Below are 14,283 nucleotides of genomic sequence, written 5' to 3' on the forward strand. Positions count from 1 at the left end.
TTACCTCGGGCTGGTGCCGCGATAGCTCCGAAACATGGAAATCAACGCTCTCAGAAACCGCATCCGGCAGATCGAGGGCGTGCGTGTGGCGTGCGTCGGCGATCTGATGCTGGACCGCTATGTCTATGGCGAGGTCAGCCGCATCTCGCCCGAGGCGCCCATCCCGGTGTTGCGCCACCTGTCCGAGATCGCCATGCCGGGCGCGACCGGCAATGTGGCACGCAATGTGGCGGCACTGGGCGGGCATGTCGTTCTCGGCGGACTGATCGGTGATGACGAGGCCGGGCGCGAGCTGTCCAGCCTGCTGACGGGTGATGCGCGCATCAAGGCGAAACTGACGCGCAGCGCGCACCTCTCCACCATCGTCAAGACGCGCTTCGTGGCCGCGGGCCAGCAGATGATGCGGCTCGACCGCGAAGATGCGCCCGCCAGCGCCGATCGCCTCGATCCCTCGGTTCTTGAAGGGGCTCAGGCCATTCTGGTTTCCGACTATGCCAAGGGTGCGGTCAGTGCGGACCTGATCGGCGCAGTGCTGGAGACAGGCGCGCGGCTGGCCATCCCCGTCATCGTCGATCCCAAGGGCCGTGACTTCGCAAGATACGGCCCCGTGGACGTGATCAAGCCCAATGCCAGCGAGCTGGCGCTGGCAACAGGGCTGCCCGTCGATAGCGATGGCGAGATCGAGGCGGCGCTGGCTGCCCTGCTGGAGGCCTGCGAGGCGCAGGCCATCGTGGTCACACGCGCCGGGCGCGGCATGAGCATTGCGCGGCGCGGCGGGGGCGTGATCCATGTGCCTGGCAGGGCGCGCGAGGTGTTCGACGTGTCTGGCGCGGGCGATACCTCCCTTGCGGCGCTGGGTCTGGCGCTGGGAAGCGGCGCGGACCTGGAGGAGGCGACCCACTTTGCCATCGTGGCCTCGGGCGTGGTGGTGGGCAAGCAGGGCACGGCCAGTGTGACGCCTGAAGAGCTGATCGACGCCGAGCGCGAGCGGCAGGTCAGCGCCGGTGCCGATGGTCTGACCGATCTGGATGTCCTGCTCGACGAGGTGGCGACCTGGCGCCGTCAGGGGCTGAAGATCGGCTTCACCAACGGCTGTTTCGACATTCTGCATCGCGGCCATGTGGCTTACCTTCGGCAGGCGCGTGGCTGGTGCGACCGGCTGATCGTCGCGCTCAACAGCGATGCCTCCGTGCGCGCGCTCAAGGGCGACAGCCGCCCGGTGAACGATATTCATGCACGCGCGAGCGTGATTGCCGGTCTGTCGAGCGTGGACCGCGTGACCGTGTTCGATGAGCCCACGCCTTTGTCACTGATCAAGGCCATCCGCCCGGATGTTCTGGTCAAGGGCGCTGACTACACGCGTGAGGGCGTGGTCGGGGCCGACGAGGTGGAAAGCTGGGGCGGACAGGTGCGGCTGGCCAGCTTCGAGCCCGGCTTCTCCACCAGCCGCACCATCGAAAAGATGCAGACCGGGGGTGTGAAGCCATGACAAGACCCATGATCGTTGTCACAGGCGGCGCCGGTTTCATCGGCTCCAACGTCGTGGCGCGCCTGTGCGCGCTGGGCACCCATGACGTGGTGGTCTGCGATCACCTGCGCACGGCCGACAGCGGCAAGTGGCGCAACATTGCCGGGCACGACGTGGCCGACATCTGGTCGCCCGAGACCCTGTTCGATGACCTCGATGCGTGCGCGGGCAATGTCGAGGCCGTGGTGCACATGGGTGCCATTTCCTCGACCACCGAGCCGGACGCCGAGCGCATCATCGAACAGAACTTCCGCCTGTCGCGTGACCTGTGGCACTGGTGCGAGGCGGCGGGTGCGCGCCTGATCTATGCCTCGTCGGCGGCTACCTACGGTGCCGGCGAGCAGGGCTTTGTCGACGACAACAGCGCAGAGGCGCTGGGCAGGCTGCGGCCGCTGAATGCCTATGGCTATTCCAAGGCCCTGTTCGATCGCTATGCGGTGCGCCACAGCGCGCGCGGGTCAGCGCCGGCGCAGTGGGCGGGGCTCAAGTTTTTCAACGTCTATGGCCCCAACGAGTATCACAAGGGCGGCATGAAGTCGGTGGTGGCCCAGATCTGGCCCAGTGTCAGGGACGGCGAGCCGGTGCGCCTGTTCCGCTCGCACCATCCCGACTATGCCGACGGAGGCCAGCTTCGTGACTTCGTCTATGTGGATGACGTGGTCGATCAGGTCATGTGGCTGCTGGCCACGCGCGAGGTCAGCGGAATCTTCAACGCCGGATCGGGCGAGGCGCGCAGCTTTGCCGATCTGGCCGCCGCGACGCTGAAGGCGGCCGGGCGCGAGCCGGACATCACCTTCATCGACATGCCCGAGGCGATTCGCGAGCGTTATCAGTACTACACCTGTGCCGACATGAGCCGCGCGCGCGATGCCGGTTTCGCGCGCGAACCAACCCGCCTGGAAGACGGGGTGCATCGCTATGTCACCCAGTTCCTGATGCACGACGACCCCTATCGCTGAGATGACGGCACCGGCGCACAGACGACTGTCGATGCGGATCATGGGCGCGGTGGTCGTGGGCGTGCTGCTGCTGCTGGCCGTCGGGGTGGTGATCTGGCGCGGCGACATCGTGCGTTCCTCGCTGGACCCGCAGATACCCTTCCAGACCTATACGCCTCCGCCTGCGCCCGACTATGGTGAGCCTGCTGCCTGGGCCGTGATGGACCCGCCCGCAGGCCAGCGCGCCGCCGTCTTCTTCCTGCATCCCACGACCCACGACGGCGGCAGTGACTGGAACGCGGCCCATGACGATGCGCGGGCACGCCGACAGCTCATGCGTGTCATGGTGCCGAACTATGCCGGGCCATTCTTTGGTCAGGCGCTCATCATGGTGCCTCACTATCGCCAGGCCAGCCTCTACACCCGCATGACCCTGCGCGAGGATGCCAGAGAGGCCCGCGCCTTCGCCTATCGGGACGCGGCAGCCAGCTTCGAGGCCTTCGTGCGCGCGGTGCCGGGCGACATGCCCGTCATCGTGGTGGGAGTGGAGCAGGGCGGAGAGCTTCTGGCGCGCCTGATCCGCGAGCGCATCGGGCCGGACCTGTCATTGCGAAGCCGTCTGGTGGCGGCCTATCTGATCGATGTGGTGGTGCCCGCCGATGAGTATGGCCCCGATGCCGCTGTTCCTGCCTGCACGGCTCCGGCGCAAGCGGGCTGCGTTCTGGCATGGTCGCCGGTGCGTGAGGGCTCGGACGACGAGGCGCGACGCAGGCGGGCGAGGGCGCTGGTATGGAATGATCGCGGACAGCTCGATTCCCTAGGCGATCGCCCGGCTCTTTGCGTCAATCCTGTGCTGGGGCAGGTGTCGGGCGAGGCTTCGCAGCCGCGTCAGCATCTGGGCGGAGCCAATGCCACCGGCATGGAGCGCGGGGCCAGGCCGGCCTTCATCACCAGACAGATCGCCGCCCAGTGCCGCGATGGAATACTGCGCTATACCGAGCCGCGCTCCGAGGCCTTCGAGCAGGATGGTTCGTGGGCGGACCGGCGCAAGGCCAAGCCCTATAATCTGTTCTATGCGGACATCGAGGCGGATGCAGAGCGCAGGCTGAACGCTTTCACCCGCTGAGCGGCTGCCATAGCCAAACGAGCCAGGCCGCGAGGGCTAGGAATGTTCCGAAGGGAAGGGCGTCTTGCAAGCTGCCCTCGCGCCTGACGATGAGGCGCGAGAGCCATAGCGACAGGCCCGCCAGGGACGCGACCAGCAGCACCAGGGGCAAAGCCTGCCAGCCTAGCCATGCGCCTATGGCGCCCAGCAGGCGCGGATCGCCGCCTCCAAGGCCCTCTCGCCTGCGGATCTTCTCGTAGAGCCACGCCAGCAGCGCCAGCACGCCTGCACCGGCCACCAGGCCCCACACACGCGCTTCGAGCGCCTCGGGTGCGAAGGTCATGGCCGCCACAAGCCCCGCCAGCGCCAGGGGCAAGGTGAGCTGATCGGGCAGCCAGAAGTGTTCCAGGTCGATAACGGCGATCAGCAGAAGCCACCAGCCGAAAAGTGCCGTGAGCATGATGGTGCCCTCGGGCGCCAGCCATGCAGACAGGGCGCCGATGAGCGCCGCGGCGATCTCGATCAGGGGATAGCGTGGGGGTATCGGCGTCCGGCAGTGGCGGCAGCGCCCTCGCAAGAAGGCGTAGCTCAGCAGGGGAATCAGATCGCCCGGCCCCAGACTCGCCTGGCATGAGCGACAGCGCGAACGGGTCATGACCACGGGCTCGTCGTGGGGCATTCGGCTGGATAGCAGCGCGATGAAACTGCCCGCGATCAGGCCTGCTCCAGCCAGAACGAGGGCCAGCAGCGGGGTATCAGAAAGCTGGTTCAGGGCGGTCTCGAAAGCGTGCATCTCGAAGGGCCGTTCCAGGCCAGGGGCAATCTGTGCAAAGGGTCTGCGCCGGAGGGGGCGGGTACAGCCCAAGGGTTGCCTGCGACTTAACGCGAGTTGAAATAATCCGCAAACGGATTGTTTCAAGCCGCTGGCATATAAGTCAGTATAAAGAGCATGACAGTGCCGTGAAAACTCTAATACGAAAATCTGATACTAAATTTCGGCTACCTGGCTGAAACAAAACTGTCGTTTCGCTCGCCTAGACCATCGCCCCAAGGCGGGGATGTAATCGCGCCGGGCGCTCCGCCCGGACCTCTTCGCCGTGTCCCATTGGCGGAGATGAAGATGATCGGCTCCTCGCGTTTCAAGAAAATCCTGATGGCCAGTGCGGCCGTGATGTTCCTGTCGGCCTGCGGTGCTGACGATGTGGCCTCGCCCGGTGAGGGCCGCTTCATCGGCGGTCCCGGCGGTGGCGGCGGTGGCGGCGGCGGTGGTGGCGGCGGTGGCTCCGGCCCGGCTGCTGACTGCCCGACGGGTTTTGCCAACGTGGGTGTGATCAACAACCTGCGTAACTGCCAGCTGCCTGCGACGATCATCGGCAATCTGGTGGTGCCCTTCCGCACGGGCACCGTTTATTCGCTCTCTGGCCGCGTCAACGTCGGCACCGACATGGGACCGAACCCTGCCGCGCCGACCGCTGGCAGCCAGCAGGGCATCCTGACCATCGAGCCGGGCGTGCGCCTCTTCGGTTCGGGCGGTCTGGACTATCTGGTGGTGAACCGCGGCTCGCAGATCTACGCCGAGGGCACGGCCAATAACCCGATCATCTTCACCAGCCGCCAGAGCATCGAGGGCACGACCAACGCCAACTCGATCGGTCAGTGGGGCGGCATCGTGGTTCTGGGCCGTGCGCCGACCAACGTCTGCCCCGGCGGCGTGACCCCGCCGAACATCGCCTGTGAAACCCAGGTCGAGGGCACCAACGCCTTCTACGGCGGCAACACGCCCGGCGATAACTCGGGCCGCATGCGCTATGTGCGCGTCCAGCACCCCGGCTTTGAAATCCTGCCGAACAACGAGCTGAACGGCATCACCTTCGCCGGTGTCGGCAACGGCACGACCCTGGAATACATCCAGGTCCACAACAGCTCGGACGACGGCATCGAGATGTTCGGCGGCACGGTCAACCTGCGCTGGATCGTCCTGACCGGCAACGACGACGACTCTTACGACACCGACACCGGCTTCCGCGGTGCGGCCCAGTTCATGATCGTGACCCAGCGCGCCGCCGGTGGCGACCGCATGTTCGAAATGAGCTGCGCGGGCAACCAGGCCTTCTGTTCGCACCCGATGGTGGCCAATGCCACCCTGGTGGGTCGTGCCGGTGGTGGCGATGCCATCATCATCAACTCGGGCACGGACCTGACCCTGATCAACTCGGTGGTCACGGCCCCGTCTACGGCGACCACGGCCTGCCTGCGCGTCGATGGCAACAACACCGAAGCGGCGGCGCCGACCTTCCGCGGCGTGTTCTTCTCCTGCCCGAACCCGTTCTCCGCGAACGCATCGAGCATCGGTATCACCCGCACCCAGGCGCTGTTCACCGACGCCAGCAACGTTTCGAACGGCACGTCCACGCTTCAGAGCGTGTTCATCAACGGTGCCAACGAATCGGCCCGCACGCCGGTGAACGCCAGCACCTTCAACCCCTTCTTCCAGAACGTGGGTTACATCGGTGCCGTGCGCGACAGCAACGACAACTGGTGGCGCGGCTGGACCTGCGGTCTGGAGGCCGGCTCGACCTGCTGATGACCCTGCGGGCGGCGGGAAACCGCCGCCCGTTCCCGTTTATCGTGCACGCATTCAAAGGCTTCACCCATGAAGACGCTCTCCCGCTCGCTGAGCGGACTTTTGCTGGCCACAACCGCGCTGGTCGCGCCGGTGGCGGCTTTCGCCCAAACCCAGCCCGCGCCGGGCCAGGACCCTGAGGTCACTGCGGTCGACGAGATCGTCATCCTGGGCCGCTACATTCCCGAGCCGCTGCGTGAAACGCCGCAGGTTTCGGCCATCCTGACCAGCGAGGATCTTGCGCGTCAGGGCGACGACAACGCCGCCGCCGCCGTGACCCGCCTGACGGGCCTCAGCATCGCCGAGGGTCGCTTCGTCTATGTGCGCGGCCTTGGCGAGCGCTATTCTTCGGCCCTGCTGAACGGCTCGCCGCTGCCCAGCCCCGAGCCGCTGCAGCGCGTCGTGCCGCTGGACCTGTTCCCGTCCAGCATCCTGCAGACCGTTCTGGTGCAGAAGACCTATTCCTCGGAGTTTCCCGGCGAGTTCGGAGGCGGCGTGATCGATCTGCGCACCGTGACGACGCCGATCAATCCGTTCCTGAACTTCTCGATCGGCACCGGCGGCAACACCGCGACCACCTTCCAGAGCGGCTTCACGCACTATGGCTCGGATACCGACTTCTTCGGATTCGATGACGGCACCCGCAAGATGCCCCTGCCGCTGCGCCAGGCCATCGCCACGGGCCTTCGCGTCAACCAGGCCAACTTCTCGGATGACGACCTGCAGTTCATCGGCCAGAGCTTCCGCAATGCGCCCCTGAACCTGATCCAGCGCACCGACACCGTGCCTGCGAATCTCAGCCTCGGTCTGTCGGGCGGGCGCTCCTTCGATCTGGGCCGCGGCCAGCTTGGCGTGATCGGCGTGTTCGGCTTCTCCAACAGCTGGACCACGCGTAACGGTGTGCAGCAGGAAGGCCGTATCGACATCGACGAACTGGTGCCGCTGACCGATTTCGGCTTCTCGTCGACCCAGAACGACGTGCGGCTCAATGCCCTGGGCGGGTTTGGTCTCGAGTGGGGTGCCGGCAACGAAGTGCGCTGGACCAACCTCTATGTGCGTAACACCACCAAGGAAACGCGCGTGCGCGAGGGCAACGACGACCTGGCCGGCCGTATCGTGCGCGACGACTTCACGGCCTGGTACGAGCGCCAGCTGTTCAGCACCCAGCTGACCGGCGCGCACATGCTGATGCCGTCGCTCGATCTGGGCTGGCGCATCGCCTATGCGACCACCTCGCGCGATGCGCCCTACGAGAAACAGATCCGCTATCGCCTCGACGATGGCATCTACTACCACGACAGCTCGCAGCAGCGTAACTCGACGCGCTTCAGCACACTGGACGACGACACCTTCAGCGGTGGTGCCGAGATTGCCTATACCACCGGCTTCATCGGCGGGCGCGAGGCGACCTTCACGGTGGGTGCGGACGCGCTGCGCAACACGCGCGATTCCGAAAGCCGCGAGTTCCGCTTCGTGGCCCTCAACGTGCCGCTGCCGCTGGAAGTTCAGCGCACGCGCGTCGACTTCCTGCTGGCCGACTTCAACATCCGCCCCGACGCCCTGGTGCTTCAGGAAACGACCGGTGCGGACGGCGCCGCGGCCTATTCGGGCGAGCTTGAGGTGCGTGCCGGCTTTGCCAAGGCCGACATCGACATCATGCCGACCGTGCGTGCCTCGCTCGGTGTGCGCTACGAGGATGCCACCCAGACGGTGACGCCGATCGACATCTTCACCGGTGCGGCTCTGCCGGGTGCGGCACCTCTGGAGAACAGCTACTGGCTGCCGTCGGCTACGCTGACGTGGAACTTCGCCGAGAACATGCAGCTGCGCCTCGGTGCCTCGCGCACCATCGGCCGCCCGCAGTTCCGCGAGCTGGCGCCTCAGCAGTATCTGGACCCCGACAGCGACCGCCTCTTCATCGGCAACCCCTTCCTGGTCGATACCGAGCTGACCAATCTGGATGCGCGCGTGGAGTACTACTTTGCGCCGCAGCAGTATGTGATCGGCGGCGTCTTCTACAAGGACATCGACCGTCCGGTGGAAGCGGCGGTGAACGATGCGGGTGCGACGGTCCAGCAGACCTATCTGAATGCGCCCAACGCGCGCATCTGGGGTGTCGAGCTGGAAGGCAAGGTCTATTTCGACCTCAACCCGGACTGGGGCTTCATCGGCACTCGCCGCTGGCTGCTTCAGGCCAACTACACCTACACCAACTCCGAGGTTCGCGCCTCTGCTGACGACGTGGTGTTCCCGCTGGTGGGTGGCGGAGCTCCGCGCCCCGCTCTCGATTACATCATCAACGGCAGCCGCCTGCAGGGTCAGTCGGACCACATCTTCAACATCCAGTTCGGATGGGAGAATGCGGCGAGCGGATCGCAGGGCACCTTGCTCGGCACCTATGTCGGCGAGCGTGTCTCGGCGCGCGGCCGCCCCGGCGAGCCTGACTTTATCCAGGAGCCGGGCTTCATGCTCGACTTCGTGCTGCGTCAGGATTTCACCGTGTGGAACCGCGATTTGCAGTTCGGCTTCGAGCTTCGCAACATCCTGAACACCGAGTATCAGGAGTATCAGCTCCTGAACGACAGCCGTATCGACATCAACCGTTACGACCTCGGCCGGAGCATCTCCTTCAGCCTCAGCACGCGCTTCTAGAAGACATCGCGTTCGATGAACTCTGTGCAGAGCCTCGCCCGGTCCGCCGGGCGGGGCTTTGTCATATTATCGTAGCAGAGTTGTCACGCACGATTGGGCTAGCGCGGATAGAAGCGAGGCTTCGTGATTTCGCGTCGAGCGTCGGGGCTCAAGGTGCGTGCTTCCCCCTCTACGGATTCCTCAGCCTACCTGTGGGCGAGACTTGATCGTCGCGCCCTCAATGCGGTCGTGCAGCTGCTGCTGATCGTGCTCATTGCCGTGCTGCTGGCCCGCCTGATCTGGATCGTGATCAGCCCTCCGGCAGACCCTCTGACGACACCGGCCGCAGCCCTGGATGTGTCAGCACGCGCTGACCGCAGCGTGCTGGCCCGCTTCGACCCGTTCGCCCTTGCCGCGAGCGCCGGCCAGCCTTCTGGCATAGAGGGGCGGGCAGCGACGGCGGGGGCTTATCGGCTGCATGGTCTGCGCTACGAGGCCGGCGGCGGGGGCAGCGCCATCATTGCTGTCGAGGGTGGGCGTCAGGGCATCTATGCGCCGGGCGACACCCTGCCCGGCGGCGGTCGGCTGGTGGGGGTCGGCCCCGACCATGCCGTGATCGAGCAAGGCGGGCGGCGCTACACCATCAGTTTTCCCTCGGCCCGGACGACCGCGCCCGTCCCGGGAATGGCTCCTGCTGCTGAGGAAGGCGAGGCTTCGTGAACATCATCATTCGCAATCTGTGTGCCGCTGTGGCGCTTGTGCTCATGCTCGCCGCGCCCCTTCACGCGCCGCTGGCCCAGTCCTCCCCGGCTGCACACAGTCTCAACTTTCAGGATGCCGACATCCGCGTCGTTGCACAGGATGTGGCGCGCGTGACAGGGCGGACCTTCATCTTCGATCCGCGCGTCCAGGGCACCATCTCGGTGGTCTCCAGCCAGCCGCTGAGCCGCAACGAGGTGTTCAACGTCTTCGTCTCCGCCCTGAGGGCCAACGGCTATGTGGTTACGCCGAGCGGCTCGGGGGCCTATCGCATCTCCCCGGCGGAGGGCGCAGCGCGCCAGCCGGGCAGCGCCGGCAGCGACCGCTTCGTGACCGAGGTGTTCCGCCTGCGCAGCATGGACGCGGCGGCAGTGGCTGAAATCCTGCGCCCGCTTGTTTCTGCCGAAGGTCAGGTGCTGGCTGGGGGCGAGAGCAATGTGGTGGTCGTCGCCGACTACGCCGACAATCTGGCGCGTATCCGCGGCATTCTGGCCCGGCTGGATCAGGACCGTTCCAATATCGAGATCGTGCCGCTCAGCAACACCTCCGCGCGCGAGATTGCCGGTGTCGTCAGCCAGATTCTGGGGCTGTCGGAGCGAAGCAGCTTCCTGTCGGTGGTGCCGGTGGACAGCAGCAATGCCATCGTTCTTCGTGGCGACCCCGAGGCCCTGGCCAGAGCCGTGGCCCTGATCACCGACCTCGACAGCCGCGCCGGGGCCAGTGGCGGTGTGCGCGTGGTCCATCTTCAGCACGCCAATGCCGAGCAGCTTCTTCCCGTCCTGCAACAGCTCGTGGGTCAGGTGCCTCAGCCCGCAAGGCCGACCGGTGCCGGTCAGGCGAGCGCAGCGCAGGCGGCTGCTGGCGGAGAGACGGGCAGCGCCGCGCCTGCCGGAGCCAGCCTGGGCGGCGCGCCCGTGGCCATAGCGCGCTATCCGGGTGCCAATGCCCTCGTCATCAGCGGCAATGCCGAGACCCAGCGCGCCCTGGCCGAAGTGATCCGCCAGCTCGATACCCGCCGCCAGCAGGTTCTGGTCGAGGCCATCGTGGTCGAGGTGTCGGATGATGCCGCGCGCCAGCTCGGGGTGCAGTTCCTGCTGGCCGGGGGCAATGGCAACAGCGTGCCTCTGGTGGCGACGAACTATACGGGCACAGGTCCGAACCTTCTGGCCATCGCCGGGGCCATCGCGGCCGATGGCAATTTTCCCGACGATTCCGCCTTGCTCCAGAACCTTCGCGCAACGGCGGTGGGATCGCTTATCAACTCTGCGGGCCTGATCGGCGGCATTGGTCGCCAGCTCGACAACGGTGCGCTGTTCGGCCTGATCCTCAATGCGGTGCAGAACGACGGTGCCTCGAACATCCTGTCCACGCCCTCGATCCTGACCCTCGACAACGAGGAGGCGCGCATACTGGTCGGTCAGGAGGTGCCCATCACGGTGGGCGAGGTGCTGGGTGTCAACAACTCCAACCCGTTCCGCACGATCCAGCGACAGAATGTCGGCGTGCAGCTGGAGGTGCGCCCCCAGGTCAATGCCGGTGGCGAGATCACGCTTTATCTCCGCGTCGAGGTCTCCAGCATCGCAGGCACCGTCAGCTCCGGCTTCGAGGAGCTGATCCTGAACAAGCGCGAAGCCCAGACCATCGCCCTGGCCGATGACGGCGACATCATCGTTCTGGGCGGCCTGCTGCAGCAGGACGAGCGCGTGTCCAACTCGCGCGTGCCCGTGCTGGGCGACGTGCCCGTTGTGGGCAACCTGTTCCGCAGCACCTCGCGCCAGCAGCAGCGCACCAATCTGATGATCTTCATCCGCCCGACCATCATCCGCACGCACGAGGAGGCACGCGCGGCCACAGCGCGGCGCTACGACCACATCACCAGCGAGCAGCGGATGTCGAACCCGGACGGCGTGAGCAGCCTCGAGGACTATGTGCGCCTCTACCTCGAAGAGCAGGGCCGCAGTGCCGCGCCCGCGGGCGCGGAGCAGCCATGAGCGCCCAGCCGCTTGTCATCGAGTTTGATGATGCGCCCCTCCACGCGCCGGTGCCGAAGCTCGCCTACAGCTTTGCGCGCGGCAAGGGCGTGCTTGTCGCCGAGCACGAAGGCGGACCGTGCCTGATGTTGCGCGAGGGTGCCGACCCGCGCGGTCTGATCGAGGCGCGCCGTGCCATTGGCGTGCCCTGCCACGTTCAGCGGTTGTCCGCTGCGGCCTTTGACCGGCTGCTGTCCGAGACCTATGCGGGTGACGTCATGGTGACTGCGGCCCATGACGATCTGCCTGTGGACGGTCTGGAGGGCTTTCTGGGGGACATGCCCACCGCCGCAGACCTTCTGGACACCCAGGACGATGCGCCTGTCATCCGCCTGATCAACGGCCTGATCGCCGAGGCGGTGCGCAGCGGCGCCTCGGACATCCACATCGAGCCGTTCGAGAGCACGCTCAGCATCCGCCTTCGAATCGACGGCGTCCTGCGCGAGACCCTGAGCCTGCACAGCCGCCTCGCTCCGGTGCTGGTGTCGCGCATCAAGGTCATGGCCCGCCTCGACATTGCCGAGAAGCGCATCCCGCAGGACGGGCGCATTCCGCTGGCGCTTGGAGGAAAGACGCTGGACGTGCGCGTGTCCACCCTGCCTTCCCGCGCGGGCGAGCGCGTGGTGCTGCGTATTCTCGACAAGGAGCAGGCCGACCTGAGCTTGCAGGCGCTGGGTATGCGCCCCGAGATGCTGGCGGCCTACCAGCGCGCGCTGTCGGAGCCGAACGGCATCATTCTGGTCACAGGCCCTACCGGATCGGGCAAGACCACCACGCTCTATGCCGGACTTGCCACGCTCAATGATGCCAGCCGCAATATCCTGACCATCGAAGATCCGGTGGAATACGCGGTCGAGGGGGTGGGTCAGACCCAGGTGAACACCCGCGTGGGCATGACTTTCGCCACGGGCCTGCGCGCCATCCTGCGTCAGGACCCCGACGTTGTGATGGTCGGGGAGATACGCGACTCCGAAACGGCCAGCATCGCCGTCCAGGCCAGCCTGACGGGACACCTCGTGCTCTCGACCGTGCACACCAACGATGCGGCCGGGGCTGTGACGCGCCTCAGGGACATGGGCATCGAGCCCTTCCTGCTGGCTTCCACCCTGCGACTCATCATGGCCCAGCGGCTGGTGCGCCGCGTTTGCACGGCCTGTGCCGAGGAAGTGACGGTCGATGCGGCGCAGGCAGGGCTCAGCGGCCTTCGCACCGGCACCCGGATCAGACGCGCCGTGGGTTGCGACGCGTGCCGGAACACGGGCTACAGCGGGCGTATCGGCATCTATGAGGCCATCCGGGTTACAGACGAGGTACGCCGACTCATTGCCTCCGGTGCCCCCGAGGACCAGTACCAGCCCCATCTGTCAGAGGCAGGGGGGCTTGCGGTATCCGCCCGCGCGCTGATCGCGGCCGGTCAGACGACGATCGAGGAAGTCCTGCGTGTCACGGCCCATGGCGGGGGCGATGATCATGCATCGGTTTGACTATGACGCCCTCGATGCGAGCGGCCAGGTCAGGCGAGGCAGGCTGAAGGCGGCCAGCCGGGAAAACGCCGAGGCGCGGCTGCGCGCCCGCTCGCTTATGGCGCTCGAGATCCGCGAGGAAGCGGCAGGCAGGGCGAATGCGAAAGCGCGACTGTCGAGCCGCGCTCTGGCCATGATCACGCGACAGCTCGCCACCCTGATTACGGTCTGCCCGCTGGAGGAGGCCCTGCGCACCCTGATCGCCCAGACCGAGGCGCCCGCTGCACGCAGGGTTCTGGCCGAGACGCACGCGGGCGTGCTCGAAGGCCTGCGTCTTTCTGCGGCCATGGCGCGCCTGCCCCGGGCATGGCCACCCCTTTATCGCGCCATGATCGCTGCGGGCGAAAGCTCCGGCTCCCTGCCCGAAATCCTGACGCGCCTCGCCGACGTGCAGGAGCGCGAGCAGGCGGTGCGCGGGCGGATCATCACGGCGCTGGTCTATCCTGCAGCGCTGGCGCTGGTGGCTCTGGTCGTCGTGGCTGCCCTGATGACCTTTGTGGTCCCGCGTGTGGTCGAGCAGTTCAGCTCCATGAACCAGACCCTGCCGCTGCTGACCCAGATCGTGATTGGAGCATCGAGCCTGATGCAGTCCGTCGGCTGGCTGATGCTTCTGCTGCTGCTTGGCGCTGGAGTCGCGCTGTGGCGCGCCTTGCAGGTCGAGCGTTTTCGCCTTGGCTTCGACCGCTGGGTGCTGAGCCTGCCGCTGATCGGCCGACTGATCCGCGATCTTCACGCCGCGCGCTTCGCCCGGATGCTGTCCACCATGCTGGACAGCGGGCTTCCCGTCTATGAGGGCCTTGGGATCGTGGCGCCGACCATTCGCAACCGGGTGCTGCGACGGGCCACACTCGACATGGCTGCGGCTATCCGCGAGGGCGGTGCCCTGTCCGCTGCCATGCGCAGGGTCGGTGTCTTTCCCCCCATACTCGTGTCCATGGCGACCAGCGGAGAGAACGCCGGGCGGCTTGGTGTCATGCTGGAGCGCGCGGCAGACTTTCTCGAGCGCGAGTTCAACACCTTCACGGCCGTGGCGCTCAGCCTGATGGAGCCCGCCATCATCATCGTCATGGGGGCGGTCGTGGCCGTGATCGTGCTGTCGATCCTGCTGCCCATCCTACAGATCAACACCCTCACTGCCCGTTAGGA

10 protein-coding genes are annotated in these 14,283 nt (G+C 66.4%); 9 read left to right on the top strand and 1 reads right to left on the bottom strand.

Features of this window, described 5'->3' with window-relative positions:
* The first annotated feature begins 34 nt into the window (after positions 1-34).
* Genes rfaE2 through ACK4E3_RS00575 form a run of 3 tightly spaced genes read left to right on the top strand, consistent with a single transcriptional unit; the run spans position 35 to position 3,592 of the window.
* The gene (gene rfaE2, locus ACK4E3_RS00565) at positions 35-1,489 is read left to right on the top strand and encodes a D-glycero-beta-D-manno-heptose 1-phosphate adenylyltransferase (protein ID WP_409694805.1); all 1,455 of its coding nucleotides are present in this window, start codon (positions 35-37) and stop codon (positions 1,487-1,489) included.
* Positions 1,486-2,487, top strand: coding sequence for an ADP-glyceromanno-heptose 6-epimerase (gene rfaD, locus ACK4E3_RS00570; RefSeq protein WP_409694808.1), 1,002 nt, complete (start codon positions 1,486-1,488; stop codon positions 2,485-2,487). The genes rfaE2 and rfaD overlap by 4 nt, the downstream gene beginning before the upstream one ends.
* Before the next feature lies 1 nt (position 2,488).
* Positions 2,489-3,592 (top strand): DUF3089 domain-containing protein, encoded by a 1,104-nt coding sequence (locus tag ACK4E3_RS00575; protein ID WP_409694811.1) that lies wholly within the window; start codon positions 2,489-2,491, stop codon positions 3,590-3,592.
* On the opposite strand, the gene ACK4E3_RS00580 is transcribed toward ACK4E3_RS00575, so the two are convergent.
* On the bottom strand, positions 3,582-4,364 hold the full coding sequence (locus ACK4E3_RS00580) for a prepilin peptidase (RefSeq protein ID WP_409694814.1): 783 nt from the start codon (positions 4,362-4,364) through the stop codon (positions 3,582-3,584). The two genes, ACK4E3_RS00575 and ACK4E3_RS00580, sit on opposite strands and share 11 nt — an antisense overlap.
* Positions 4,365-4,691: 327 nt before the next feature.
* Here ACK4E3_RS00580 and ACK4E3_RS00585 point away from each other — a divergent pair, with 327 nt between their 5' ends.
* From ACK4E3_RS00585 to gspF, 6 genes are all read left to right on the top strand, one after another.
* Complete coding sequence (locus ACK4E3_RS00585; protein WP_409694816.1) at positions 4,692-6,155, top strand: hypothetical protein; 1,464 nt, start codon at positions 4,692-4,694, stop codon at positions 6,153-6,155.
* A 69-nt stretch (positions 6,156-6,224) separates the two neighbouring features.
* Positions 6,225-8,846 carry a TonB-dependent receptor domain-containing protein gene (locus ACK4E3_RS00590; protein WP_409694819.1) on the top strand — a complete coding sequence of 874 codons (2,622 nt, stop codon included), beginning with the start codon at positions 6,225-6,227 and terminating at the stop codon, positions 8,844-8,846.
* Between the two features lie 123 nt (positions 8,847-8,969).
* Entirely contained in the window at positions 8,970-9,545 is a 576-nt protein-coding gene (locus ACK4E3_RS00595) for a type II secretion system protein N (RefSeq protein ID WP_409694822.1), read from the top strand.
* A complete protein-coding gene (gene gspD, locus ACK4E3_RS00600) occupies positions 9,542-11,575 on the top strand; it encodes a type II secretion system secretin GspD (protein WP_409694825.1) in 2,034 nt (677 codons plus the stop codon). Before ACK4E3_RS00595 ends, gspD begins: the two co-directional genes overlap by 4 nt.
* A complete protein-coding gene (gene gspE / locus ACK4E3_RS00605; protein ID WP_409694828.1) occupies positions 11,572-13,098 on the top strand; it encodes a type II secretion system ATPase GspE in 1,527 nt (508 codons plus the stop codon). Before gspD ends, gspE begins: the two co-directional genes overlap by 4 nt.
* A complete protein-coding gene (gene gspF / locus ACK4E3_RS00610) occupies positions 13,085-14,281 on the top strand; it encodes a type II secretion system inner membrane protein GspF (RefSeq protein WP_409694831.1) in 1,197 nt (398 codons plus the stop codon). Before gspE ends, gspF begins: the two co-directional genes overlap by 14 nt.
* The last annotated feature ends 2 nt before the right edge of the window (positions 14,282-14,283 follow it).

Origin of the sequence: Brevundimonas sp., from assembly GCF_046299595.1 — a bacterium.
Taxonomy (GTDB): domain Bacteria; phylum Pseudomonadota; class Alphaproteobacteria; order Caulobacterales; family Caulobacteraceae; genus Brevundimonas.

Excerpts from the sequence above, each read along its gene's own strand:
- gspE (WP_409694828.1), top strand. The coding sequence starts at position 11,572 with ATGAGCGCCCAGCCGCTTGTCATCGAGTTTGATGATGCGCCCCTCCAC.
- rfaE2 (WP_409694805.1), top strand. The coding sequence starts at position 35 with ATGGAAATCAACGCTCTCAGAAACCGCATCCGGCAGATCGAGGGCGTG.
- ACK4E3_RS00580 (WP_409694814.1), bottom strand. The coding sequence starts at position 4,364 with ATGCACGCTTTCGAGACCGCCCTGAACCAGCTTTCTGATACCCCGCTG.
- ACK4E3_RS00575 (WP_409694811.1), top strand. The coding sequence starts at position 2,489 with ATGACGGCACCGGCGCACAGACGACTGTCGATGCGGATCATGGGCGCG.
- ACK4E3_RS00585 (WP_409694816.1), top strand. The coding sequence starts at position 4,692 with ATGATCGGCTCCTCGCGTTTCAAGAAAATCCTGATGGCCAGTGCGGCC.
- gspF (WP_409694831.1), top strand. The coding sequence starts at position 13,085 with ATGCATCGGTTTGACTATGACGCCCTCGATGCGAGCGGCCAGGTCAGG.
- ACK4E3_RS00590 (WP_409694819.1), top strand. The coding sequence starts at position 6,225 with ATGAAGACGCTCTCCCGCTCGCTGAGCGGACTTTTGCTGGCCACAACC.
- rfaD (WP_409694808.1), top strand. The coding sequence starts at position 1,486 with ATGACAAGACCCATGATCGTTGTCACAGGCGGCGCCGGTTTCATCGGC.